Annotated in this window: 23 protein-coding genes; 1 reads left to right on the top strand and 22 read right to left on the bottom strand. The window is 37.2% G+C overall.

Going from position 1 to position 25797, the window contains the following annotated elements; translation table 11 throughout:
* Positions 1-2: 2 nt before the first annotated feature.
* The 3 genes from FEU33_RS18325 to FEU33_RS18315 form a co-directional block, all read right to left on the bottom strand.
* On the bottom strand, positions 3-1631 hold the full coding sequence (locus tag FEU33_RS18325) for a putative polysaccharide biosynthesis protein (RefSeq protein WP_146550917.1): 1629 nt from the start codon (positions 1629-1631) through the stop codon (positions 3-5).
* Between the two features lie 210 nt (positions 1632-1841).
* Positions 1842-2360 carry a GNAT family N-acetyltransferase gene (locus tag FEU33_RS18320; protein WP_146550916.1) on the bottom strand — a complete coding sequence of 173 codons (519 nt, stop codon included), beginning with the start codon at positions 2358-2360 and terminating at the stop codon, positions 1842-1844.
* A 296-nt stretch (positions 2361-2656) separates the two neighbouring features.
* Positions 2657-7663 carry a S8 family serine peptidase gene (locus FEU33_RS18315; protein WP_186731486.1) on the bottom strand — a complete coding sequence of 1669 codons (5007 nt, stop codon included), beginning with the start codon at positions 7661-7663 and terminating at the stop codon, positions 2657-2659.
* Positions 7664-8007: 344 nt separating this feature from the next.
* Between FEU33_RS18315 and FEU33_RS18310 the strand changes: the two genes are divergently transcribed.
* A complete protein-coding gene (locus FEU33_RS18310) occupies positions 8008-8340 on the top strand; it encodes a hypothetical protein (RefSeq protein WP_146550914.1) in 333 nt (110 codons plus the stop codon).
* A 61-nt stretch (positions 8341-8401) separates the two neighbouring features.
* Here the strand turns inward: FEU33_RS18310 and spoVT are convergent, their stop codons facing one another.
* From spoVT to FEU33_RS18970, 19 genes are all read right to left on the bottom strand, one after another.
* Complete coding sequence (gene spoVT, locus FEU33_RS18305) at positions 8402-8938, bottom strand: stage V sporulation protein T (RefSeq protein ID WP_146550913.1); 537 nt, start codon at positions 8936-8938, stop codon at positions 8402-8404.
* An 86-nt stretch (positions 8939-9024) separates the two neighbouring features.
* Positions 9025-12552 carry a transcription-repair coupling factor gene (mfd, locus tag FEU33_RS18300; protein ID WP_146550912.1) on the bottom strand — a complete coding sequence of 1176 codons (3528 nt, stop codon included), beginning with the start codon at positions 12550-12552 and terminating at the stop codon, positions 9025-9027.
* 96 nt (positions 12553-12648) lie between these two features.
* Complete coding sequence (locus FEU33_RS18295) at positions 12649-12876, bottom strand: anti-sigma-F factor Fin family protein (protein ID WP_146550911.1); 228 nt, start codon at positions 12874-12876, stop codon at positions 12649-12651.
* 58 nt (positions 12877-12934) lie between these two features.
* The gene (gene pth / locus FEU33_RS18290) at positions 12935-13492 is read right to left on the bottom strand and encodes an aminoacyl-tRNA hydrolase (RefSeq protein WP_146550910.1); all 558 of its coding nucleotides are present in this window, start codon (positions 13490-13492) and stop codon (positions 12935-12937) included.
* A 259-nt stretch (positions 13493-13751) separates the two neighbouring features.
* Complete coding sequence (locus FEU33_RS18285) at positions 13752-14711, bottom strand: ribose-phosphate diphosphokinase (RefSeq protein WP_146550909.1); 960 nt, start codon at positions 14709-14711, stop codon at positions 13752-13754.
* A gap of 23 nt (positions 14712-14734) precedes the next feature.
* Entirely contained in the window at positions 14735-16105 is a 1371-nt protein-coding gene (gene glmU / locus FEU33_RS18280; protein ID WP_146550908.1) for a bifunctional UDP-N-acetylglucosamine diphosphorylase/glucosamine-1-phosphate N-acetyltransferase GlmU, read from the bottom strand.
* Between the two features lie 224 nt (positions 16106-16329).
* A complete protein-coding gene (locus FEU33_RS18275; RefSeq protein WP_146550907.1) occupies positions 16330-17385 on the bottom strand; it encodes an ABC transporter substrate-binding protein in 1056 nt (351 codons plus the stop codon).
* 9 nt (positions 17386-17394) lie between these two features.
* Positions 17395-18156: an ABC transporter ATP-binding protein gene (locus FEU33_RS18270; protein ID WP_146550906.1), complete on the bottom strand. Its 762-nt coding sequence runs from the start codon at positions 18154-18156 to the stop codon at positions 17395-17397.
* 7 nt (positions 18157-18163) lie between these two features.
* Positions 18164-19213, bottom strand: a complete 1050-nt coding sequence (locus FEU33_RS18265; protein ID WP_370467737.1) for a FecCD family ABC transporter permease — start codon at positions 19211-19213, stop codon at positions 18164-18166.
* A gap of 405 nt (positions 19214-19618) precedes the next feature.
* Entirely contained in the window at positions 19619-19912 is a 294-nt protein-coding gene (gene spoVG / locus FEU33_RS18260) for a septation regulator SpoVG (protein ID WP_146550904.1), read from the bottom strand.
* 535 nt (positions 19913-20447) lie between these two features.
* Positions 20448-20648, bottom strand: coding sequence for a hypothetical protein (locus tag FEU33_RS18255; protein ID WP_146550903.1), 201 nt, complete (start codon positions 20646-20648; stop codon positions 20448-20450).
* An 83-nt stretch (positions 20649-20731) separates the two neighbouring features.
* Positions 20732-21103, bottom strand: a complete 372-nt coding sequence (locus FEU33_RS18250) for a RidA family protein (protein WP_146550902.1) — start codon at positions 21101-21103, stop codon at positions 20732-20734.
* 1 nt (position 21104) lies between these two features.
* Positions 21105-21932: a pur operon repressor gene (gene purR, locus FEU33_RS18245; protein ID WP_146550901.1), complete on the bottom strand. Its 828-nt coding sequence runs from the start codon at positions 21930-21932 to the stop codon at positions 21105-21107.
* A gap of 57 nt (positions 21933-21989) precedes the next feature.
* Positions 21990-22856 carry a 4-(cytidine 5'-diphospho)-2-C-methyl-D-erythritol kinase gene (ispE, locus tag FEU33_RS18240; protein WP_146550900.1) on the bottom strand — a complete coding sequence of 289 codons (867 nt, stop codon included), beginning with the start codon at positions 22854-22856 and terminating at the stop codon, positions 21990-21992.
* 229 nt (positions 22857-23085) lie between these two features.
* On the bottom strand, positions 23086-23268 hold the full coding sequence (locus FEU33_RS18235) for a small, acid-soluble spore protein, alpha/beta type (protein ID WP_279590435.1): 183 nt from the start codon (positions 23266-23268) through the stop codon (positions 23086-23088).
* Positions 23269-23405: 137 nt separating this feature from the next.
* Entirely contained in the window at positions 23406-23669 is a 264-nt protein-coding gene (gene veg / locus FEU33_RS18230; RefSeq protein ID WP_146550898.1) for a biofilm formation stimulator Veg, read from the bottom strand.
* 143 nt (positions 23670-23812) lie between these two features.
* Positions 23813-24694, bottom strand: coding sequence for a 16S rRNA (adenine(1518)-N(6)/adenine(1519)-N(6))-dimethyltransferase RsmA (gene rsmA, locus FEU33_RS18225; RefSeq protein WP_146550897.1), 882 nt, complete (start codon positions 24692-24694; stop codon positions 23813-23815).
* Positions 24687-25256, bottom strand: a complete 570-nt coding sequence (rnmV, locus tag FEU33_RS18220; RefSeq protein ID WP_146550896.1) for a ribonuclease M5 — start codon at positions 25254-25256, stop codon at positions 24687-24689. The genes rsmA and rnmV overlap by 8 nt, the downstream gene beginning before the upstream one ends.
* Before the next feature lie 147 nt (positions 25257-25403).
* Entirely contained in the window at positions 25404-25553 is a 150-nt protein-coding gene (locus FEU33_RS18970; RefSeq protein WP_186731485.1) for a hypothetical protein, read from the bottom strand.
* Positions 25554-25797 lie beyond the last annotated feature (244 nt).

Here is a 25797-nt window from a genome sequence, read left to right as displayed (position 1 = left end):
CTTCACCTAGTTTTTTTATTTTTTCGTTGTAATAAAAGCTGGTAACCTGCCATGCGACGTCCAAAAGGGAATAGATACCAATCCCTAGTTGAAACGATTCTCATCTTTGCGAGCATTGTCACGAAAACAAAAGCACCTATCCCAGCTTTACAAATACATAATAGAAGTGACCGCATACGTCCATCCATGGAAGTAAAGATTAATGGTTCCACAGACAACGTAAATAGTAAAACGATAAACACCATTGCAAGTGTAGCAAATGCCATGCCGCTATAAAAACGCGCAGTAGCTAAATTCATTTTTTCCTCTTTTTTAAAATACCATATTAAACCTATTGCTGTTATAAAAAGGCCCAAATTTCCAGCCCAAGCCGCTCCGACAATACCATAATGCAAGATCAAAAACTTATTCAAGCATAGTTTAACCAAAACACCTATCACTAGTAAGCAAGCGGGTATTTTCAATTGATCTAATCCTTGCAGTATTGCTGTCAATGTCATAATAAGTGATAACCAAATGATTTGTAAGACAAAGATGGACAATACACTGGATAATTCAGGTGTTTCAAATAGTGTAACATTTACATTTGGCATGACAAGTATTAAACCAGCAGCCGCTGCAACACCAAATAACAAAGATGTGCGGTAGGTAAGCTGTATATAACGTTCAGCATCTTGACCATGACGCTTTTTAGAGGCTTGTGCTACAAGTGGTACAATAGCCAGTGATAGTGAAGAAGCAATCACTAAACCTACCTGTACCAATGGCTGCCCTCGATCATAAACGCCTTTCATCTCCATTGCCTGAAGCGAGGAGATTCCTAATTTTCTCAAGGTACTATATACCGTGAAAGAATCGATTAATTGAAATACTAATAGCACAAGGCTACTCATGCTTATACTGATACTTAAAACCAGTAGCTTTTTAATGATGGACCATGCCGATGATGTTCGTTTCTCAATAGGAGTCATCTTGATCTTTAATGAGGTATGCTTTTTGATAAAGATCATCAGCAGTAAAATGCCCGCAAATTCTCCCACAACCGTTCCTGCTAATGCCATTTTCCCAGCATCATATAAAGATCCAGTGGTTGATAGAATGATCCATGTCCCGCCTAAAATAATAGCCACTCGAACAATCTGTTCCACCATTTGAGCATATGCTACAGGCCGCATGATGCCAGCCGATTGAAAGAGTCCTTTGTAAACCGCTAATGCCGGCATACTAAACACAACAAAAGATCCAAGTCGAAGTAAATCTGCTAGTTTCGGATCTCCCATCCAATGCGCAAAAGTGGCGGCACCAAAGAACAAGATGACAAAACATATAATGGATAACGCAAGTAAAAAAAGAAATAGAATATGTACTATTGCGTTTTTTTCATACTGACGTTGATCTTGTCCTAAATCTGCTAGAATTTTAGAAATGGCCACAGCTAAACCGCTAGATGTCCATGTAACAAAAATCGCTACAAAGGGGTATATCTGCTGATAAATATAAAAGCCATGATCTCCTACTAAGTTTTGAAATGGCACACGGTATACTACGCTCAATACCTTTACAAAAAGAGCCGCGATCGTCAGCAAAGCAACTCCTTTTAAATATGCCTTCATCCCCCAATTTTCGGACATGTAAACCCTCATTCCTTATCTCATCTGTCATCATACGAATTATATGTGCCATCAGTATAGCATATCCACCAAACTCCTCATAATGTGTCTTCTGATTTATACTACACAATTTACTTGGCAATAAGCATGTACTCTATAAAGTTCAATTAATAGTGGGGCATACTGCCTGTTCATGCGAGATTCTAGCAATCCGCTAATATTAATACATGCCTATATTTTAGCAACCGTTTCATCTAATGCCTTACTTAAAATAAGCATTTCACCATATTTCCCCATTGCTCTCATTCCTTTATCAACGTAGCCTACCTTTTTATAAATATGCTGCGCCATATTATTTTTATGGTTTACGGCAAGTATTACTTCATCTGTTTTTGGAAAATGTTTTTTAATAAAAGTATCCAATAGTTGTAATGATTTTGTTGCTATTCCCTTACCTTGAAAATCACCATTCACAGAAAAGGCTCTTAAAAGCAATGCATTTTGATTTTGACTATATTGTCTAACACCGCTCCAACCATGAAGAACGAGGAAGCCAACAGGTCTATGATCGTACAGAATAACAACGGGATGTCGTTCAGGATCCTGTTTACATTCATTTATTGATTCCATAGGAAGTCCACTATATATTATTTGTTCATTCGTTAAACGATAATTGCTGAGCCTCTCTTTATATTGGTCCTTATAGAAATCTAAAAAAACAACATTTTTATCCATTCTCGTGAAAGACATATTTTACCTCCAAACTTTAGAATGTATTTTCTGTTAACTGTGCAAAATATGCTCCTTTTATTATAGAGTAACCGCATATTCTGTAGCAAAGAAACCTTCAATCTTTGAGGGACTTCTAAATTATCCATTTAATATTTGATATAGGAAGATTACTGCCTTGTCACAAGAGGTAAAAATAGAAAGCCAAGAATATTGATGGAACAACATTCTCGGCTTCCTTATTCGTCTTATTCAAATTTACTTATAGATCTCTCTACGAATGATTGATATTTGTTTTATAGAGGTGGCTGAAATTCTCATTTTTTGACAATGATTTTTTTCGTTTTTGATTTATTGCCTGCTTTGTCTTTTACAATGATACTTAAAACTGTACCTGTTTTTTGTTTAGGAATGGCTAACGTAAATTTTCCTATTTTTGATACTTTAGCCGTTTTTATTTTCTTTCCTTTTTTATAAACATAGACAGTCGCATTTTTTTCAGCTTTCCCGATGATATGTTTCGTATTTTTCGTTACTTTGGTTAAGATGGAAGCTGTTTTAGGAGCTGTTTTGTCTTTTACGATACCTGAAATCTTTTTAGCGTTTCCTGCAGCATCTGTAACGATAATACTCCATTTCACATTTGCCTTTATATTTTTGACTGTAAATGTATAAGTTCCTGACTTATTTGCTTTTTTGATATAATTTTTACCAGCAATCGTTAGCTTTATGGTTGCACCTTTTTCTGTTTTTACCGTGATTTTATTTGATTTATCGGTTACTAGAACATGATTCACTTTAGGTGCTGTTTGATCTTTTACTTTAATCGTTTTAGTTTTGCTATATACTTTGCCATCCAATGTGGACAAAATCGTCAATGTCGTACCAGCCGTTTGCGTTGGTATGGTTAATTGATAGTTTCCTTTTTTGTCTGCTTTGGTTTTGGCAATTATTTTACTTCCTTTTTTAAGGACAACTGTAGCATTTGGTGTCGTTGTCCCCCTCACCACTTTTGTTTTGTCTGATATGGTTGATGGGATCGTTGGTGTTTTTGGCACGGATACTACTGGTGTTTCTGGTTCTGGCACTTCTGGTGTTGAATGGTCTGAAGTAGATACAGTGAACATCCCTGCCTTCGAATTGGAAGTTGTCGCACCTAAAGGACTACCTGCAATAGCTAATTTTGCATAATAAGTACCTGCTACAGTAGGAACGCTAACGCCTATTACATGGCTATAGAAATCCAAACTTGCTTTTTTGGATACGACTTCCCCGCTTTGAGATACGATCGATAGTACAGGCTTGACACTTTCAGCAGCCGCTGTTGGTACACTATGTGCAATGGAATAATTTGTATTTACTTTTTGTTCTTCAATTTGTCCATTTTTTAATTGTTTATAAACGATTTCTTCATCTTCTGCGATTGAATAATCATTTGTCTGATTGACTAAAACGGATGAAACATTATTTCCATAAGCATCTTGAATCGCTGTTGTACCACTAAGTGCTGCACCCTTTCCTACAGTTGTTTCTTTTAAGTTCACACTTGTTTGTAGCTGTCCTCCAACTTTCCAAGTCGTTGCTGTTGGTTCTGTAAAAATGGTTTGCCCTTTTGTTAGGAAGTAATTCCAAATCTTGTTTTTAGATTCTGGATCGCCTAGACCTAATTGTACTTGTACATTCATTTCTAAGTTTGTTGGCAAATAGAATGTATAACCTGTTCGCAATGTTTTTGTAAAGGAGTCACTGTATTTGTTATATGGGTATACAATCGCACCTCGAACATCACTATAACCTTGTGCGTCTGCATCAATAGTCAGTTTAGCTAATTTTGCTTTATCAAAAGTAATGATATTTTCTGCATTTTCTTTTACTTTCGCATTTTCTTCGATGAAATAATAATTATCTTGTTTTCCATTTGCATCTGGCATAGATACATAGTTGCCTTCGATAACATAGTCAGCTGGTTCCAAGTATATGGAGTCATATTTATAGACTTGCAGATTGTTGGCTGTTACATAAGTCGTTTCGCCATTAATACTTACTGGCTGTTTAATCATCCATAATTTTGTGGAGATCTTATCAAGTTTTTGATCGCCATCCATCGCTTTAATCGTTACTTCCTGCATATTGTTTGGAATTTCAACTTTATCCAAATCTTCAATTTTATCAAAGGTTCGATAGATGTATGCATATTTGCCATCTACAGTATAACGGATAATCGCAACATTACCGCCCTTTTCAGTACTCAATTTTAAATTATCAGGAATGGATAGATCTTTTGTTTTCGCATCTGTATTACGTCCATAGAATTGCGTCCATTCATATTCACCGTGTTCATCCTTTTCTACACGATTTAATGTAATATACGCTGGGACATTATTACCTTCTTGATCAACTACATCCATCGTTGTGCCAGAATCCTTTAAGTCCATAGTAAGGCTTTGGGTTAATCCCTGTGGTGCAAGTGGGCTCCGATCTGCGATTAAATCAAATCGGTATTGTCCTGCTACCATATCAGCTGAGGTCAACAGTGTAAATGCATACATATAATACATACGATTGGCAGGATTTGTTGGATTTTTGGCATTACTATCTGCCATCACTTTTGAATCGCTTACACGTGTAACTCTATAATTTGGATAGATATCGCCAAAATCCTTAGCTTCTATTTTCCATTCGTCATCACCAGTTGTGGAAGATGTTTCGCCAGTTTGTACATCTTTTTTATAAATAGCATCTTCCTGTGCATCTAGTGAACCACGGTACATCCCCACTAATTGATTGCCATACGCATCACTAAATGTTTGTGTAGTGTAGAAAGCTTGATCAGCCTTATAAGCTGTGTTTTCATCATCGCGTTCAATGTAATCAACGCCCCGTTGAATCGCATAGCGTTCTATAGCTTCTTGATCTGCCTTAAAGTTTGAAATATCTAAAGACCCACCAGCTTGGATCGTTGTTTTGTTGCCAGTGGTTACGGTTGCCTTTTTCTTGTCATCTGCAAAAATATAAATCCAATTTCCTTTTCCATCGTTACTTGTATCTTTTACTTCTGCATCTACCATATAGCGATAATCACCTGGTGAAACAAAGAATTTACGACCAGTTGCCGTTTCATCTGTACCAAGTGCTTCTGTCATATCGTCATTGTACAAATAGAGGACAGCATTTTCTAACTTTTTATCTTGATTATCGACTTCGACTTCACCAGCAGCTGCTGTTGTAAACTCTATGGATGAAGTATTCGCTGTAATATCCGCCTTTGTATTGGATAAGAAGTACGTATTGCCATTATGTTTGGCATAAGAAAAGATATTGTAGGCACCTTTATCCAGATAAACAGTAGGAGCTGCTGCGCTCCCTAATGTATTGATAGCGGTCATTTTCCCAAGCGTTATACCTTTTTTATCTTTCATAGAAATGAAATATTGAGCACCTGTCAATTCTGAACTTGTTTCATCAACTGTTTTTAGTTTTACAGGCACCGTATTTTCACTTTCTAATGTGATCGCGCCAGTACCACTTATTTCACGTGCATACATAAACCAAGAATTCGTATTTTCGCCTTCACCTGCATCAAATTTCCCCTGAACTACAACTTGTAGATCTTTCAAATCGGTTCCTACATAGCTTGGGACACGCAAAGCACCTGCTTGATCTGTTGCACCTGACCACAATTCAGTATATGCTTCTTGACCGCTGTCATCTTTGCCCTTTTCAAATAATCTTACCGTTGCACCCTTCGCAATTGTCCCAGTAGGTGTTTTCACATGGAACATATAACCTGACGCTACATGGTTTTGGACTTTTACAGTCGTTTCACATCTTGTAACCTCTGAACCCCCGTCATTATAAGAGACAGCAATAAGTGTATGTTCACCATCTGATACTTGCGTAGTATCCCAATCAAATTCAACCCCATTGTCCGTTGTTTCTACTTCTTTTAGCTTATGGCTATCCGATACATCATCTACAAAGAAAGCTGTTTTGGTGATGGTATGATTGTTGATAGCTAATTTAATCGGGGTAGTTGCTACTACATTTGCATTTTTCTTAGGAGCTGTAAAACTCGTAGCTGCCACTTCCACATGATCTGTTAAAGCTGCTGCCGCATTCACTTTTCCGTAGCCTGTGAGATTGTCGCGGCCCTCTTCGTCTAAATCAGTAGCTGTTTCGGTCAATACCTTTGTCACTTCTTGTACGGATGCATCCTGATGCTGTGCTTTGTAAAGTGCTGCTACTGCTGCTACATGAGGAGTTGCATAAGAAGTTCCAGTACCTGTTGTATAATGACCATTGTCATCTCCTAAGTCACCTTGTAAAGATGTACTTGTTACACCAACGCCTGGTGCTACTAGATCAACTGTTTCCCCAACATTTGAACCTTCATATACTTGATCCTTTTTCGCAATTGCTCCAACAGAAATGACGTTATCTAATGCTGCTGGGAAGGAAGTATCTGCATTTCCACCACCATTACCAGCAGCCGCTACAACAACGATTCCTTTTTGAGTCGCCTCTTGCACTGCCTCATCGATGGCCTCACTATATTCCCCGCTCAAACTCATATTAATGACGTCTACACCTTGCTGGATCGCATACTCGATTCCTTGAGCTATGTGGAAGGCATCACCAACACCTGATTTGTTCATGACTTTCACAGGTAAAATTTCTACATCTTCTGTACCTGCTACCCCTGCAATTCCCTTTCCGTTATTTGCATTTGCCGCAATGATGCCTGAAACAAACGTACCGTGACCTTGATCATCTTCCCCAATAGTACCTTCTGCTTCTGGATCAACTCCTTCTAGGAATGTTTCTCCTGACAATACTCGCCCATTTAAATCATCATGCGTCATTGATACCCCTGTATCTAATACGGCTACTTTTACTTCTTTCTTATCACTCTCTTGTTTTGCTTGCTGCCAAGCACCTTCAACATCGATTGCTGACAAATTCCACTGATTCTCATAATATGTATCATCCACCGCATCACCCGTTGTGGAATCATCTGCCAATGTATACGTAGCATTTTCTTCGACATAATCCACCTGCCGATCAGCCTCTAGCTTTTCCACCACATGATCTACATCCTCGACCGATACATCAACTAATGCTGTATCGTCCGTTTTCTTCACAATATCTAGATTCATATCGGATGCCTTTTTAGCCGTTATTTCCTGGTCATCCTTATATTTGATGATTAATTGTGTTTTTTCATCCTGTTTCTCATTTGCTTTTGCCCATAACCCAGATGGCATGATTGTTGATGCAGCGATTGTAACCGCTGCCACATTTGCAATTGTCTTTTTGCCTTTCATAAATGTTCTCCTTTGATAATCATTTTCAACTAGCCATTTCATGATAAATGAAAATGATTATCAAAGTCAATTAAAATAATAAAAAATTAATATATTAATCCTAAAATTACCATTTTAACAATTCACCTTCAAAAAATGGGAATGTGCCTACTCTATCTCCACTATATGAGAGAATATGTTCAAGAACGTATTGAAACACTGTTACTTTGTCAAAAAAATAAGCAAAAACTCCTTTCCTCTAATACCTTTTCCTTATTTTTCCCATTAAAATAAGACCTTCTATTTATTTTTAGAAATTTCCGACGATATGTATATTGATCATTAAGGCTAAGGAGGGGATTTCTATGAAGTTTTCCGTCACAAAAGTAGATACATTTCAAAATGCAGCAACATTCAAACAATCACCGTTTACTCAAGAAAATTATTTACAAGTTGAAGAAAGATTAAAAAACAAATCTTTTCGTATTATTACGGAGAGAAAGAACGGTTATGTTCGTAAATATCTTGTCAAAGCAAATGGTACAAAGATTTTAATTGCTGAAATGCGTGTGAATGAAGAAATACAATCCTCAGAAAAGCCTTCACAGTTTTCTTCTACAGCTAGCAGCAATGCGAAAGAAATGTTAGATCATCTGAATGCATCGTCTGCATTAAAATCCATTCGCTTAAAAGATTAATCGAATCCAAAGAAAAAACCATTCGCTATTTCATCTATCAATAGTCGAATGGTTTTTATCATTAATCTTCCATCTGCTTTGCTAAAAAATGTGCTGCTGTTTCTGCCACTTTTTGTTCTGTATCACCGATAAAATGCATCTTCGATAAAATATAAACAGCCCCTATTGCATCACCTGCTACAACAATCGGTACTATACAATAAGATTTAATCTGCTCAATCTGACCTGGTACAATTTCAATGGAATTCTCATGTTTTTCTACAAGAACTGTACGCTGTAAAATACATTCTTCCGCAAATGAAGAGATTTGACGATGTATATAATCCTTTTTAGATACACCTGCCACAGCAATAATTTCATCTCGATCACTGATCAATGCACTTGCACCTAATGTTTCAAATAATGTGTCTACATATGATAGCGCAAAATCACTTAATTCATTAATCGGAGAATATTTTTTTAATATAATTTCTCCCTCTCGATCCGTAAATATTTCTAATGGATCTCCTTCACGAATGCGTAAAGTTCTTCGGATTTCTTTTGGGATAACTACACGTCCTAAATCATCAATTCGACGCACAATGCCTGTTGCTTTCATTCATGTTGCCTCACTTTCGACAAATTTTCATAATAGTACTTGTCGTTAGTATGGGGCAATGAAATAAAAAATATACATGACAAAAATTAGTCTCTTACCTCTGCTTTTTCTCGAATGGCAGTCGGCAATACTTTCATTAATGATTCTAAAATATCAAATGGTAGCTGCTTTTCTGCTTTTCTCTCATCAATCGTTAAAATTAACCGTTGCTCTTCTAATTGGAAGCCTACCGCATGCCCAAATTGCATCGATTCTGAAACGATTTTACTGCCATCTAAGCTTGCTGTCCCTTCCTCTGAAATATCAATCGTAATGACCTTATTTTTGGTCTTAATCGAATGGACACCTGCTTTTTTCGCCCATACTTTTATACGTGCAATACGTAGCAAACGTTCTGTTTCGACTGGTAAATCTCCAAAACGGTCTTGCAATTCTTCTATAATTTCGAAGTAATCTTCCTCTTCTTCCATTCCTTTTATCCGTTTATACATTTGGATTTTTTGATAGCCATCTGGAATATACGCATCTGGAATGTATGCATCATATGGAAGCAATATTTCAATATCTTTTTCTTCCTCTTTTTTCACACCCGTTTGCCGTTCAGCAATAGCTTCTTCTAACATTTGTGAATACAGATCGAACCCAACTGAATCGATAAAGCCATGTTGCTGAGAGCCCAATAAATTGCCTGCACCTCGAATAGATAAATCCCGCATCGCGATTTTAAAACCTGAACCAAGCTCTGTAAACTCTTTGACTGCTTGTAAACGTTGTTCAGCAACTTCTGTTAATACTTTATCACGTTGATACATGAAATAGGCGTATGCTATACGATTGGATCGTCCAACACGTCCTCGTAATTGATAGAGTTGTGATAGCCCCATACGATCCGCATTATTGACAATTAGTGTATTAACGTTTGGAATATCAATACCTGTTTCAATGATCGTCGTTGTTACTAAAACATCATAATCTCCGTCCAAAAACCGTAGAATAACAGACTCTAACTCGGACTCGGACATTCGTCCATGTGCATAGCCTACTCTAGCATCTGGTACAAGCATTTGAATTTCCTCTACTTTTCGAGCCATATCGTCTACACGATTGTGTAGATAAAAGATCTGCCCACCTCTAGACATTTCACGTTCAATAGCTTCTCGTATAAGAGCTCCGTTATATTCCATGACATATGTTTGAACAGGGAAACGATTAGCAGGTGGTGTTTCAATAACAGATAAATCCCTCACCCCTACCATTGACATATGTAGTGTACGTGGAATCGGTGTTGCCGTTAACGTTAACACGTCTACATTTGTTTTTAATTGTTTGATTTTCTCTTTATGCGTAACCCCAAAGCGTTGTTCCTCATCGACGACAAGCAAACCAAGATCTTTATAGCTAACATCTTTTGATAATAGGCGATGTGTTCCAATCACAATGTCTACGGTTCCATCCCTTAGCCCTTTTAATGTTTCTTGTTGTTGTTTGCGTGTGCGGAAACGGCTTAAAAGGCCAATCGTAACTGCCTGATCTTGAAATCTTTCTTGGAATGTTTCAAAGTGTTGCTGTGCTAAAATCGTCGTTGGAACTAAAAAGGCTACTTGCTTACCGTCCATAACCGCCTTAAATGCTGCTCGAATAGCGACTTCCGTTTTACCATAACCGACATCGCCACAAATAAGCCTATCCATTGGGCGTTCTTTTTCCATATCTATTTTTACTTCTTGGATCGTCCGTAATTGATCTTCCGTTTCCTCATATGGGAACGCTTCCTCAAAGGCACGTTGTTCATCCCCATCAGGAGTAAATGCAAAACCTTTCTCTGCTTCCCGTTTTGCATATAATTTGATCAAGTCATCTGCAATATCTTGTACCGCTGATGATACCTTGCTCTTTGTTTTCTTCCATTCCGTTCCGCCCAGTTTGTGGAGCTTAGGCTCTTTATCTTCTGAACCAACATATTTTTGGATTAAATCAATTTGATCGACAGGAACATATAATTTATCATCCGCACGATATCGGATATGTAAATAATCCTTATGCTTGCCATTGACTTCAAGCGTTTCAATACCTATATATTTTCCAATACCATGATGTACATGTACAACATAATCGCCTGGTTTAATCTCTGTATAGCTTTTTATCCGTTCAGCATTGGTCATTTTTTGAGAACGGCTTCTTTTTTTCTTTGTTTTTTGTTTGAAAAGTTCTTCTTCCGTCACAATGGCTAAACGCTGTAAAGGTAACTCAAAGCCTGCCGTCAATTTACCTGTAACAGCAAAAATACCTTCTGCCCTTGGTTCACCGATTTGAATATGAATATCGTAATCTTCTAAAGTGGTCTGTATCGTTGCTAGACGTTCTTCATCTTCTGTCACAAAAAGAACCGTAAACTTCCCAAATTGCCAACGTTCTACTTCATTTTTTAGTAAAGGCATTTGTCCATGGAAATGCTGCATTGGTTTACAAGAAAAACTGGTTGTCTTCTTAAAGCGAAGACCTGAAAATGTCCTAGCAAAAAGAGCAAAATAGATAGATGGCTGATGGATCATAGCGATTATTTCCTTTAATGAAAAGGAAGGCTTCACCGCATGCACCATTTTTCCCTCTTCAATTAAAGACAGGAACCACTCTTTTTCTTCCTTTTCCCAAGCTTCCATTACTTCTTGGATTCTTCCAAGCTCATCATAAACTACAAGGCCATCTTGAACAAAGTAATCGCCTAAAAATGATGCTCGATCATATAATAGTGAACCATATCGATTCACATATTCAGGAAGCTCACCTTGCTTCAATAATTCGATATCAGCCTGAATATGCTGATAAAGCTGTTCTTGTATCTCTTTCTTTTTCACCTTTTTCAAACTATCCGATAAAGCTTCTTCCAGCTTTTGCGCAAAGATTAAACGTTGTTCTTTTGTTAAAACCAACTCAGACGCAGGCAAAATATCGACCTGATTTAATTTTTCAATCGAACGTTGGTCATCCGCTGAAAATGTACGAATAGAATCGACCTCTGTGTCAAATAATTCAATACGAATAGGATTTTCAACATACGGAGGGTAAATATCCAAAATGCCGCCGCGTAAAGCAAATTCACCAGGCGTTGTAACCATTTGACTTCTTGTATACCCCATTGTTACTAAATTTTGCAGCCATTCTTCAACAATTATTTCTTCAGCAACCGCTACCGTTAGATGTAAATTTAGCCATTCTTCTTTTGGGGGTAGTATTTTGCGCATACCTGCTATAGGGATGATATATATCCCCTTTTGTTGATGTAGCATATGATCTAATGTTTCAATACGTTGAGCACGTAATTCTGGGCTAGCAATAGACATATCCGCTGCGATAAATTCATCTGCTGGATAATAGTGAACATTATCCTCCCCTAAGAGTTTTACTAAATCATCAAATGTCTTTTGGGCTTGTAATAAATTCGGAGAAATGATGTAAATCGGTTTTTGAATCGTGTCATAAATTGTATATAAAAAAGCCGGTCTTGCACTTCCTGAAAGTCCTGTAATTAGTTGTGCTTCTTGACCACTTTTAATATCTTCTAACAAATGTTGTACATGTGGATCTTGAGATAACAATTGGCGTAGTATTTCCATAATGGGCCTCCCTTCTTTGTTTGACAACTACATGTATGTATCGTCAATGTACAAATACAGAAAAAGGCCTTGGACGCACGAAGCGCCAAAGCGATTTTACTGTAACCAATTTTTTAATGCATAATAATTTGGGAACTTCTTCAGTGAGTTTTCGCAATGTTCACAAATACTTTCTACGGTGGTGTCACCATTTTGCTCATGATGGATGAATTCTTTGGCTTCTTGTTCACTTAGTTGATGAAGTTTACGAATACTATCTTCAGAATCAAATGGCAATACGCCTATTTCCGTGTTGCAATGACGACATCTGTAACGAATAGCCATAAGCATGCCTCCCTTTATAAGAAGTATAGACAGCTTTGGCATCTTTTATGCTTCATGATTAGTTGAAACGATTCATCACTTCGATAAATGGTTTTTCCAACCAATATTCACATGCATCTGCGGCACGACGAAATGCATCTTGCATCAATGATTGTTCCTCTTTTGAGAATCTTGAAAGTACATAATCTGGCACTTTCATTCCTGCTGGTGGACGACTAATCCCTATACGAATACGGTTAAAATTTTGCGTGCCTATATGTTGAATCAGAGATTTAATTCCATTATGACCACCTGCACTTCCTTTTTGACGGAGGCGCAATTTGCCTTTTTCTAAGTCTAGATCATCATAAATGACAACAATATCTTCTACATCAACATCAAAATAATCCATCATAGGGCGAACAGCTTCACCAGATAAGTTCATATATGTTAGCGGCTTCAGCAGCATTACTTTTCCCTCTGGACGGTGAGCCATACCATACAGCGCATTAAATTTTTGTTGATTTAATGGAATGTTCCACTTTTCTGCTAGTAAATCAATGGTAGCAAACCCAACATTGTGGTGTGTATGTTCGTATTCTTTTCCAGGATTCCCTAGACCAATTATTAATTTCATATTTGGTATCTTCCTTTTTTAACTAATCCCTGTTATTTTAACATATGCTTTTAAAATTAGAAAAATTTCAATGTTGAACTATTTCTATGGTTCTTATCCCACACTTCTTATTTTTCTCCAAAAGCATGTATCTGTATATCAAAAAAATAGCATGCTAGCATCACTCCTAACATGCTATTTTTTCTTTTAGGATTCGTTTTTCTACATCACATAAGTGAAACTGAAATCCTATTTTAAACAGCTGCTTAAAAACTGACGATTAATCAAATAATTTACTTACAGATTTATTTTCATAAATACGAACGATTGCATCTGCAAGTAATGTAGCAACTGATAATTCTTTAATTTTTGGTATTTTCTTTTCTTTTGGTAATTGAATTGAATCCGTTACAACTAATTCCTTGATCACAGAGTTTTCAATACGTTCAATTGCTGGGCCTGATAATACAGGATGTGTACAACAAGCATACACTTCTTTTGCACCGCTTTTGACAAGAGCTTCCGCACCGATTGTGATGGTACCTGCTGTGTCAATAATATCATCGATTAAGATACAAACTTTTCCTTCAACATTACCGACAATATTCATCACTTCTGCTACATTTGGTTTTGGACGACGTTTATCGATAATAGCGATTGGTGCTTTCAAACGTTCTGCCATTTTACGAGCACGAGTTACGCCACCATGGTCAGGTGATACAACGACAACATCTTCTGGATTGAAGCCTTTTTGTTTGAAGTAATCAGATAATAATGGTACCCCCATTAAATGATCGATTAAAATATCGAAGAAGCCTTGAATTTGTGGAGCATGTAAATCAAGAACAACTACACGAGTTGCGCCAGCAGTTTCTAATAAGTTTGCCACTAATTTTGCCGTAATTGGTTCACGTGAGCGTGCTTTACGGTCTTGACGAGCATAGCCATAGTATGGCATTACTACATTTACTGTGCGTGCAGAAGCACGTTTCACAGCATCAACCATAATAAGTAGTTCCATTAAATTTTCATTTACTGGAGCTGAAGTTGACTGCACGATAAATACGTCACAACCACGAATACTTTCCTCAATACTAATTTGAATTTCTCCATCACTGAAATGTTTTACAGAACTTTTTCCTAACTCTACCCCTACTTCTTTAGCAATTGCTGCTGCAAGTGGTTCGTTTGAATTTAGTGAAAAGATTTTTAAATTTGAGTTAGCATATTGATACGGCATAATGGCCTCCTGTTAATGTTTAATTATTTTAAATTTAATTTGTTCACATAGTTTTCTTTGTTTTCTTGTCTAGAACGACCGATAGCAAGTGCATTTTCTGGAACATCCGTTGTAATGGTTGAGCCAGCAGCGACAAATGCATTTTTGCCAACTGTGACAGGAGCTATTAAATTCGCATTACATCCAACAAACGCATGATCCTCAATGACTGTTTGGTATTTATTTTTCCCGTCATAATTTACAGTAATTGTACCACAGCCGATATTGACATCAGCACCAACTTTCGCGTCCCCTAAATAAGTAAGATGCGATACTTTGCTGCCTTCATCAAGTGTCGTTTTTTTCAACTCGACAAAATTACCAACTTTCGCATGGTTGCCAACATTTGATGCTGGGCGTATATGTGCAAATGGTCCAATTGCAACATCATCTCCGACTTGGCTATCTTCAACAACAGAAGAATGTACGGAAGTTCGATCGCCAATCCGGCTATTTTGAATATGACTGTTAGGTCCTATTAAACAATCTTCCCCAATGACAGAAGTACCTTCGATCACGACACCTGGTTGAATAACTGTATCACGACCAATTTGCGCATCCACGCTTATATAAGTGTTTTCTGGATTAATAATGGTAACACCATTACGCATATGCTTTTCATTGATATGAGTCCGCATGATCTTTTCTGCTTGCGATAAAGCAACTCGATCATTTACACCAAGTGTTTCGGAGAAGTTATCTGTTACATATGCTGCTACAACTTCACCTTGTTTTTGCAAAATTTCAATCACATCTGGCAAATAATATTCACCTTGTGCATTATCATTGTTGACTTGTTTCAATGCAGCAAACAATGCCTTATTATCAAAACAATATGTTCCTGTATTGATCTCGGTTACGTTTCGTTGTTCAGGTGTTGCATCCTTATGTTCGACGATTTGCGCTACCTGACCATTTTCTTCTCGTAAAATACGACCGTAACCTGTAGGATCTTCGGCTATGGCCGTTAAAATCGTCGCTTTAGCTTGATTTGCTTCGTGATATTCATACAATGCTTTTATTGTTTCTGGACGAATCAATGGTGTATCGCCACAAATAACAATTGTTGTACCTTCTAAATCACCGAGTAGCGACTCTGCTTGTTGAACCGCATGGGCTGTACCTAATTGTTCAGCTTGCAACACATATTCGCTTTTATCTTTCAATTGCTCTTGAACTTTCTCAGCACCGTGACCAACAACTGTCACAATGCGTTTTGCATTCAATTCTCGAATATGCTCTACCACATGTTCTACCATTGGCTTACCACAAACCGGATGAAGAACTTTATATAATTTGGACTTCATACGAGTGCCTTGGCCCGCAGCCAAAACTACAGCATAAATATTCGTCATTTCATAAGTCCTCCATTAAGCAGATTTTCTCTTTAGACTATAAAGCAAATTTCATTAATTTTCAAGACTTTATGACTTGACAAAACATTTACAAAACCATTATTATATTAATTCTTTTCTTTTTTACTAATAAAATTGAATTTTTAGCCTTTTAAGTAAAGAAAGCTATCTAAAAATAGATTACCTCCACTTTTAGATAGCCGTTTATTTATTCCCAATTGACCTTATTTAAATAGATCTGGATACATTTCTTTAGCCAATTTTTCCATACCGTCAATAGTATCATAACCATAACCAAACATATAATTATAATCAACAGCATAAATTTGTTTGTTTTTGATAGCTTTCATGCCTGATAATTTAGGATTTGCATAAAGAGCCTTTTTAATTTTTTCGGGATCCTTTTCAGCATCATCACCATTGTATGTCTGCCAATCAGGAATAATGAGTACATCAGGATCTGCATCGATTAATTTCTCAATAGCTACACTATCGCCTTTTACATCTTTAAATACATTATCTAATCTTACCATTTTTTCAAAAGATTCATTGAAGAAAGTTTCACCGTTCGCTGGATATATAGATACATCTTTTGGATCTGAGATAAATAAAAGTGCAAATTTTTTATTTTCTTGAATATTGGCTAATTTCTTTTCAATTGATTTTTCTTTATCTTTTAATTCTTTCGCAAAACTTTCTGCTTTATCTTGAACATTGAAAATTTTACCGATATTCTCGATATCTGTATAAATAGAATCGTACGTACCACCTGTAACAGATGATCCCAAGACATAGGTTTTAACACCCATTTCATTGAGCGAGTCTACTGTCCCGACGCCCCACTCTGCATTGTCGAATAAATCACCTCTACCCAATACTAAATCTGGGCTTGTGCCAAGTGTTGTTTCTTTTCCTACATAGTCCCCACTAAGAATTTTTAGTTTGGCATATTCTTTTGCGACTGATTCATCTGAAGCGCCAAAATCTGCACCCACTCCGACAATTTTATCTCCTAATCCAAGGTGTAATAACAACTCAGCTGCTGGTTTTGTATTTGCCATAATACGTTCTGGTGCTTTATCGAATGTTTGGTCCTTTTCTTTCCACTCTGTTCCACCTTCAGCTTTTGCATAGTTATGAATTGTGACAGGATACTCCGTTTTTTCCTCTGTTTTTTTATCATTTGAAGAAGATGTATCTTTACTTTTCTCTGTTCCTCCACAAGCGGTTAATGTTAATAATGCGGCTAATAAAATTCCTATAAATAGTTTCTTTTTCATGATTTCCTCCTATATTTCGTACGCAAAACTTAATCCATTTGTAATTGGATTTTTATAGGTTTGGCATTTGATTTGGTATAAGGCTTCAATGATTTCTGGTGTTAAAACTTCTTCGGGTGTACCATACGCATAGACTTCACCGTCTTTTACTGCATATAAATAATCACAATAATGTGCTGCGAGTTCTAAATCATGAAGGGCTGCTAAAACACCAATATTTAAATTTTTGACACATGATAAAATTTCAATTTGATAGCGGATATCTAAGTGATTTGTCGGCTCATCTAAAATCATAAATTTTGGCTGCTGTGCAATAGTTCGCGCTAAGATAACGCGCTGTTTTTCACCACCAGATAAGGATAAGAAACTGCGAGTTTTGTAATCTAGTAAATTAGTTCGCGTTAGTGCTTCCTCTACAATTTCAAAATCCTCATGCCTATCTGACTCAAGTAGTTTTTTGTGCGGTGTTCTCCCCAACATGACCATTTGCTGTACTGTCAGATCAAAATGCATCTCATTGAACTGTCCAACAACTCCTAGATTTTGTGAAACTTTCTTTTCGGAGGCTTTCAAAACATCTAAATCATCCAATAAAACAAGCCCTTTTTGTGGCTTCAAACTTTTATAAATACTTTTCAAGAATGTAGACTTTCCACAACCATTCGGACCTATTAGACCTACAAACTGCTGATTTTTCACTTGAAGAGATATATTTTTGACGATTTCCTTTTTTCCTATATTGACATCAATATCTTTTACGACTAACTCCATTTTCTATCTACCCTCCAAAATTGTATCCTTTTTTTACAATCATATAGATAAACAATGGTGATCCAATTACAGAAGTAATGATACCAATTGGCAACTCAACATTTTCGATTAAAATTCGTGACAAAACGTCTGCCCAAATCATGAAAAGGCCACCTAATAACAAAGTTCCAAGCATCAATCGTTTATGATCTGCGCCAAAAATCCCTCTTGCTATATGTGGAATAATCAGACCTACAAACCCAATCATTCCTGCATAGGCCACCATTGTTCCTGTAACGAGAGCAGTGGCAATCATATAGAATTTTCTGTAAGCACTTAAATTGATTCCTAATGTAATCGCCGATTCATCACCTAATAGCATGGTGTTTAATATTCGATGTTGAAATAGAAATAAAATAGCGCCCAATAAAACAACAATCACCATGATCGGTGCCTTGTCCCAACTTGAAGATGCTAAGCTCCCCATTGACCAAAAGGTGACCGTTTTTATTCCCTCAGCATTATTAGCAAAGAAAATGATTAAACTTGAAAATGAACTACATAATGCTCCGATGACAACCCCTGACAAAACTAACTTTACAGATGTTGCTTTACCTCCAATACTCGATAACACCAACACTGCCACTGAAGTCAACATTGCCCCCACAAAGGCTCCGAATGCTACGCCAAATTGAGCGAGAAGAGCACTACTACCAAAACCAACTAAAATAGCAAAAGTTGCCCCTAATGAGGCTCCTGATGAAATTCCTAGTATGTATGGGTCAGCAAGTGGATTTTGCACAACTGCTTGCATAACAGTCCCGCAAAGTGATAGCCCAATGCCAATTAATAAAGCGAAAACAACGCGAGGCATTCTTATTTGTAAAATGATATTTAAAAAGGACTCACTTTGCACGTTGTCAAGCGAACCAAACTTGCCATTTGTAATGGTGTGCAATAGGATATCCATGGACTGTCTAAATGGGATATGGACTTGTCCAATTGATACAGAATAAACAGCGGATAACAGTATAAAAACGATTAAAAGAGCAATCACAACATAATACATGTTACCCATGCCTATTCTGCTTCTATTTTGTGTATCCAAGATGTCACCTCAATTATTTTAAAATTTATAAAGTGCACTGATAATGATTATCATTATCGGCTTTTTGATTGTAAAACAAATCTCCCCAAAAAACAATATGAATACTAAAGAAAAATGGTTTCTTTCTAACGAAATGGATCAAAAAACGAATTATGGAATGAGCCCTTTATAAATGAGCCTTCACCAAAAGTCAGGGGATTGCTGATTTAGCATGTAGTGTAAATGGACTGAGAGGAGCCTGTGTAACTCTTAGGAGGATTCGTGTCCAGTAGAGACCCTGGAGCAAATAATTGAAGGAACGCCCTGTAAAACGTAATTTTCAGGCAATAAAAAAAGAGCCTGCTTCAGATATTGAAAGGCTCTCTGCTTCACGTATTATTGAGCTTTTTCTTTTTCAAGTACTTGTACTTCTTCCTTACTAGAATCAGCGTATGCTGCTAAGACAGATTCTTGAATCTTTGATCGTGTACTCGAGTTAATCGGATGTGCAATGTCACGGAACTCACCATCTGGTGTCCTTTTACTTGGCATTGCTACAAACAATCCCGCATTTCCATCAATGACACGGATATCATGCACGACGAATTCGTTGTCCAGTGTGATGGAAGCAATGGCACGCATGCGGCCATCAGTCTCTACACGACGAAGTCTTACATCTGTTACTTCCATTTTATCACCACCTCTCATCTTGGATGTTGAAACAGAATCTATTAACTATATATTCAAGAAAAGTATAACTATCTCCTTCTTAATTTTAAACAATTTTTTCATAATTTAAAAAATGATTTAGTTTCTATCTCGCAGGAACGGGCGGTGAACTTCTTCCCATACTTCTAGTAGGCTGCTAAAATCTATCGCATTGGCATTTTTATAGACAAAAATCCATCTTTTCTTATGTTTTATGAACTAAAAAATTGATTTTTATCTGCTTTTGGAAATAAACGGGCTTTATCGTTGGCACATTTCAAAACTCCACTAAAAAGAAGAAGGACAGGTGAAGATCAACCTCTTGTAAAAAGTTCGAACCGTTCAACTCATATACAGCAAGAGATGAAGGAGCCGTTGACTAGGTGGAAATTCATTTTATCACGTGTGTTGATTTTACAAAAATTAGGAATCATTATTTGGTGTAATTTTTGAAAAACCTTGTATTTTCAGGACCATTTATAAAGATCTTCGCTGCAATCAACGAATTCCTCTATTTTTATGGATTAAATTGAATAATCAACACGTCTGTCATTTTATAGAAAAATAACACTATAGTAATAAAAAACAAGCCCCTTTTACAATAGCGGCTTGTTTTTCGTAAGTGATTCACGATTGATAGAGTAGGATAAAGTGAAATGTTAATCAGTGGGGTTTTCTTCATCCCCCACTGATTATTAGTTAAACCAATCGGGCGCATGCGGCAGTTGATCTCCCTCCTACCGCCTTTGCTTTCGCTGAATTTTGAGGGGGAGCATTACTGCCCGTTAATGCGGGATAAATCTAAATTAATGCAATAACTTCAATTTCTACTTTAGCATCCTTTGGTAGTCTTGCAACTTCTACTGTAGTACGTGCTGGCTTATGTGCACCAAAGTGTTTTGCATATTCTTCATTCATGGCCGCAAAATCTTCCATATCCGCGATAAAAACAGTTGTTTTGACAACTTTGTCTAAAGAAGATCCAGCTTCTGCTAAAACGGCTTCAAGATTTTCGAAAACTTGATTGGTTTGTTGGGTGATATCTCCGCCAACAAATTCCCCTGCTGGTGTTAGTGGAATCTGTCCTGAGCTATAAAAAAGATTGTTAGCGATTACACCTTGTACATATGGTCCAATAGCTTCTGGTGCATTTTTCGTTGCTACTACATTCATACTAATTTCCACCTTTCTCAAAATAGTTTCCCTCACATAAAGCAATGGTACGATCTTTTTCATTGACTTCTTTTAATTTGACCAATGAATAATAATCGTCCACTAAACGCTCATCGGGATGTTCAGCCTCTACTAATACAGCAACCCCTGCTAGCGTACAGTCGAACTCTTCCAATAAGTTTTTCATTCCGTTCATTGTGCCCCCGACCTTCATAAAGTCATCCGTAATAAGAACACGCTGGCCACTTTTCATACTACGTTTGGAGAGGACCATCGTTTGTATACGACGTGATGAGCCAGATACGTAGTTGATACTTACTGTAGAACCTTCCGTAACCTTGTTGTCACGACGCACAACCACAACTGGGACATTTAAATGTCTAGCAATTGCATGTGCAATTGAAATTCCTTTTGTTGCTACTGTCATAATGACATCTATTTGTTGATCACAAAAGGCTGAGGCAAATACTTTACCTACTCGATTGATCAATTGTGGATTCCCCAATAAATCAGTCATAAATAGATAACCGCCTGGCAATAAACGATCGGAATGACTCAATTCTTTAATCAGCTCTTGTATTACATCTTTTACAGCTGCATCCGGTACTTTAGGTATATACTTTACTCCCCCTGCAGCCCCTGGGACAGTCATTAGGAGTCCGATTCCTCTCTCTTCAAATGTATCTTTAACAATCGACAAATCTTCACTGATAGAGGATTTTGCAGATTGATACAATTCTGCGAAAAATGTAAGGGGAATTAACTGCTGAGGATGCTCCATCAAATAATACGTCATATCAACAAGACGTTCACTACGCTTCCATTTCATAAAAACCCTCTCCTGAACACGAATATTTTATACAAAAAATAACACAAACATACGCATTTAAGCAAGAATATCCGTTTCTCCTAACATGCGCACCGCGTATACTTCATCACAAAAACCTCTAAGACCGTTTACAATCCGACTAACGCGTGCCTTATTTTGCACGAGTCCAAACACTGTTGGACCGCTCCCGCTCATTAATACGGCATCTGCTCCAAATCTAGTCATTTGTTCTTTAATAATTGATACTTCCGGATGTAGTTTTAGTGTAACACTCTCTAACACATTACTAACAGTAGCACATACCTGCGCATAATCTTTGGCTTCAATAGCTTCTTTCATTTGCTTTGTATTTGGATGTTCAACTTCATCGAGATTTAAATTACCGTAAGCTGTTGCCGTTGAAACACCAATTGCCGGTTTTGCCAAAACAACCCAACACGCTGGTGGTGCAGCTATATGTTCAATCTTCTCCCCACGTCCTCTAGCAATTGCCGTTCCTCCATAAACACAAAACGAAACATCTGAACCTATCTTAGCGCCTAACTCTGCTAATTTATCGATAGATAAATTTAAATTCCATAAAGTATTGAGCCCTTTTAATGTAGCAGCAGCATCGCTACTACCTCCAGCTAAACCTGCTGCTACAGGAATTTGCTTATCAATTGTAATCGATACACCATCTTGAACACCATATGTATCTTGCAATAACTGTGCTGCTTGATATGCTAGATTACGCCCATCATCGGGAACAAAATTACTACTCGAATGGATTTGGATTTGTCCATCATGTCTTTTTTTCAAACCTACACGATCAGCTAGATCAACTGTCGTCATAATCATTTCAACTTCATGATAACCATCCGGACGTTTATAAAGTACATCAAGTGTCAAATTAATCTTGGCAGGTGCTTTTACATAAAGCATATCTCCGCCTCCTCCCGAAAAATATAAAAAAGAAGATGCAGGTCTCCGTTCTTTTTTCACTAAATCATATTTTACCATAGGAAAAGAAAATTGAGGAAAATCGTATGTCGATCTTTAAAAATTTACCCACCCATTACGCTGCGCACATCAAAAGCAGTTCACCTTTAAAACGGAAAGGGAACTGCTTCTTGTCAGTACGTTTCATAATAGTTGCTTGGTTTAGATTGCCCTATTTTTGGCTATTGCCCGCTGTTTGCTGGCGTTCTGCCATTTCAATTGCTTTCTTCACCATATTTCCGGCATCTCGTGCTTTGATCCCGCCCCATCCTTCACGTTCAACAGTATCATAAAAACCTAACTCTTTTGCAATCTCAACTTTTAAACGGTCAGACATGATTGACTTTCTCGCCAAACGAAATTCCTCCTTTAACGACTGACAATAATAGTATGTCCTCAAAAATAAAAAACACTCATAAAACATTCTCTTGAAATACCTAGAATGCTTTACAAGCGTTCGAACAAAAAATTCAATTATAATATGACACTTACTTATTTGATGGCAGCAATTTGAGTTGCCTCGTCATCAAATGTAATCTCTACTGCTTCTGTTAAAATATCTGTGTAGCTGTAAGACACACGCTCAAAAGCGTTTTCGTCTTGATCAAGATCAACTACAAATACTGCGCGATATGTTTCACGTAATATTCCAGCGCGCTCAATCGTTTTCTTGCGACCACCGTTTGCCTTTAATTGCAAACGTTTACCCAAATGACAATCTAACGACTTTTTAATGTCAGCTAAAGTTTTTGGCATTCGCTTACACCTCACTAATATCTAGTATACATAATACAGCCGTTCTTGTCAATATAAATTTATATTTTAACAATCCATATAAGCTATGTCAATTACTTTTTGTATAAATCTTATTTTTTCTATTTATTATACTAATATATGGTTTATTTTTTGAAATATGGATACAGTGCATCCGCTAATTGCCCAAACTCAACAATGGATAAAGTTTCTCCCCGTCTTGTTGGTTCAATATTTACTTCAGCTAATGCTGATAAAATATATTCTTTCTTCTCTTTGCCATTTGGTAATTGGGATTGTAAGTTGTTTAAAATCGTTTTACGTCTTTGTGCAAAGGAGCTACGAACTACTTCAAATAAAAATGACTCATCTATTACCCTTACAGGAAGCTCTTCACGACGTGTTAAACGCAATACAGCTGAGTCAACATTTGGTTGGGGCATAAATACTGTTTTAGGCACAGTCATCACGACTTCTGCGTTCATATAATATTGCACAGCAATGGACAAAGAGCCATATGCTTTTGTCCCAGGTGTCGCTGAAATACGATCCGCTACTTCTTTTTGCATCATAACGACCATTCCACGAATTGGAAGGTTTTCTGTGATCAGTTTTAATAAAATTGGTGTCGTTACATAATACGGAAGATTCGCTACAACCATTATGTCTTTATAATGAGCTAGCTCCTCTTTAATGATACTGGCAACATCTGCCTTTAGAACATCGGAATGTACGATTTTAACGTTGCTATATGGACTTAAGGTATCCTCTAATACTGGCAATAAACGCTGGTCGATTTCAAACGATACCACTTTCCCAGCAGCACGAGCTAAATGTTCTGTCAACGCTCCAATCCCCGGTCCAATTTCAATTGCTGCACTTTCCTTTGTCAGATCGGCATAACCTACAATATTCCGTAAAATGTTAGGATCTATTAAAAAGTTTTGTCCTAAACTTTTTTTAAATGAAAAACCATATTTTTTCAATATTTCTTTTGTGCGTACAGGTGTTGCGATATCTTTATGCATTTCGTTCCTCCTGATTAATCTTTGCAATTGCTTCGCCAAATTGCTTTTCTGTAATTTGAAACATCTTTAATCTTTTTACGAGTTGCTTCCCGTTTGTAGAACCAATATTTAAAAGTTCACCTAAGCGTTCGCGTCGCTGTTGTGCATCAGGATGCGATAACAACTTAGCTGCAATTAAGTCATCTAAAGTAATGGGACATGGAGTTTCTTGACCTATCTCCTGTGGTGTATAGACCTTGGATAATGCATAACGGATATCTTCATCGCTCGCATGTTCAATTCCTAAACTTTTACCATTCTTAGCAATAGCCTTTTTCTTTGGCAAAAATGCATGTTTTACACCTGCTACATGCGCTTCGATAATTGCACGTATACGACGTCCTGGATAATCAGGATCTGTAAATACGATCACTCCTCGCACATCCTGAGCATGTTGAATATGACGGATCGTTTCTTCTGAAATAGCCGAACCATTTGTTTCAATTGTATCTGCATGGACTGCCCGCTTAACGGCTGTCGTATCATCTTTTCCCTCAACAACAATGATTTCTTTTATATCCACGGATATCAAATCCTCTTTTCTAAAAAGTTCCTTTGACCATTTTACTTCGATTTTACACTTATTGTACAGTAACGCAGGAGAAATTAAACATAGCATCACTCTGAGGTTATTCGTTTTTAAACAAATTTTTATAAAGTAAAGCTTCCATCAGTGGGGGTTTTCTTCATCCCCCCCTGAAATAGAAGAACTCAGGTTAAAAGCGCCACGTCCTGTGGCAACACCTGAGGGACCAACCATCTTGTTGGCCCGAACCAATCGGGCACATGCGGCAGTTGATCCCCCACCTATCTTTCTCACTTCTCTCTAAACCTTGAGGTGGGAATCTTACTGCCCGTTAACGCGGGAGAAACGTTAATCAAGATACTTGAGCCTTTGTAGCCGTTGTTCTCCGCTATGGCAGAGGCTTTCCACTGGCACGCTCCAGCCTTCTCCCTTGCTTTGCTCAGTCCGGTTGCTTCCGCTTGTAAGTAGCCAAAAATAGGTAAAGGAGAATTTGAATTCACTCAAATTCTCCTTTACCACTATTTGAAGCTAATTATGT

Origin of the sequence: Rummeliibacillus suwonensis, assembly GCF_007896435.1 — a bacterium.
In the GTDB taxonomy this organism is placed as follows: domain Bacteria; phylum Bacillota; class Bacilli; order Bacillales_A; family Planococcaceae; genus Rummeliibacillus; species Rummeliibacillus suwonensis.
Note: the sequence above shows the minus strand (reverse complement) of the source record. Positions and strands in the feature narration are given on the sequence as shown.

Coding starts and splice junctions, on each gene's coding strand:
- spoVG (WP_146550904.1), bottom strand. CDS start 19,912: ATGGAAGTAACAGATGTAAGACTTCGTCGTGTAGAGACTGATGGCCGC.
- FEU33_RS18255 (WP_146550903.1), bottom strand. CDS start 20,648: ATGCGCCCGATTGGTTTAACTAATAATCAGTGGGGGATGAAGAAAACC.
- glmU (WP_146550908.1), bottom strand. CDS start 16,105: ATGACGAATATTTATGCTGTAGTTTTGGCTGCGGGCCAAGGCACTCGT.
- FEU33_RS18270 (WP_146550906.1), bottom strand. CDS start 18,156: ATGGAGTTAGTCGTAAAAGATATTGATGTCAATATAGGAAAAAAGGAA.
- FEU33_RS18265 (WP_370467737.1), bottom strand. CDS start 19,213: ATGGGTAACATGTATTATGTTGTGATTGCTCTTTTAATCGTTTTTATA.
- FEU33_RS18320 (WP_146550916.1), bottom strand. CDS start 2,360: ATGTCTTTCACGAGAATGGATAAAAATGTTGTTTTTTTAGATTTCTAT.
- FEU33_RS18310 (WP_146550914.1), top strand. CDS start 8,008: ATGAAGTTTTCCGTCACAAAAGTAGATACATTTCAAAATGCAGCAACA.
- rsmA (WP_146550897.1), bottom strand. CDS start 24,694: ATGCATAAAGATATCGCAACACCTGTACGCACAAAAGAAATATTGAAA.
- veg (WP_146550898.1), bottom strand. CDS start 23,669: ATGCCAAAAACTTTAGCTGACATTAAAAAGTCGTTAGATTGTCATTTG.
- FEU33_RS18250 (WP_146550902.1), bottom strand. CDS start 21,103: ATGAATGTAGTAGCAACGAAAAATGCACCAGAAGCTATTGGACCATAT.
- FEU33_RS18325 (WP_146550917.1), bottom strand. CDS start 1,631: ATGTCCGAAAATTGGGGGATGAAGGCATATTTAAAAGGAGTTGCTTTG.
- FEU33_RS18275 (WP_146550907.1), bottom strand. CDS start 17,385: ATGAAAAAGAAACTATTTATAGGAATTTTATTAGCCGCATTATTAACA.
- FEU33_RS18315 (WP_186731486.1), bottom strand. CDS start 7,663: ATGAAAGGCAAAAAGACAATTGCAAATGTGGCAGCGGTTACAATCGCT.
- FEU33_RS18285 (WP_146550909.1), bottom strand. CDS start 14,711: ATGCCGTATCAATATGCTAACTCAAATTTAAAAATCTTTTCACTAAAT.
- ispE (WP_146550900.1), bottom strand. CDS start 22,856: ATGCTTTATGTAAAAGCACCTGCCAAGATTAATTTGACACTTGATGTA.
- mfd (WP_146550912.1), bottom strand. CDS start 12,552: ATGGAAATACTACGCCAATTGTTATCTCAAGATCCACATGTACAACAT.
- pth (WP_146550910.1), bottom strand. CDS start 13,492: ATGAAATTAATAATTGGTCTAGGGAATCCTGGAAAAGAATACGAACAT.
- FEU33_RS18295 (WP_146550911.1), bottom strand. CDS start 12,876: ATGGCTATTCGTTACAGATGTCGTCATTGCAACACGGAAATAGGCGTA.
- spoVT (WP_146550913.1), bottom strand. CDS start 8,938: ATGAAAGCAACAGGCATTGTGCGTCGAATTGATGATTTAGGACGTGTA.
- purR (WP_146550901.1), bottom strand. CDS start 21,932: ATGAAATGGAAGCGTAGTGAACGTCTTGTTGATATGACGTATTATTTG.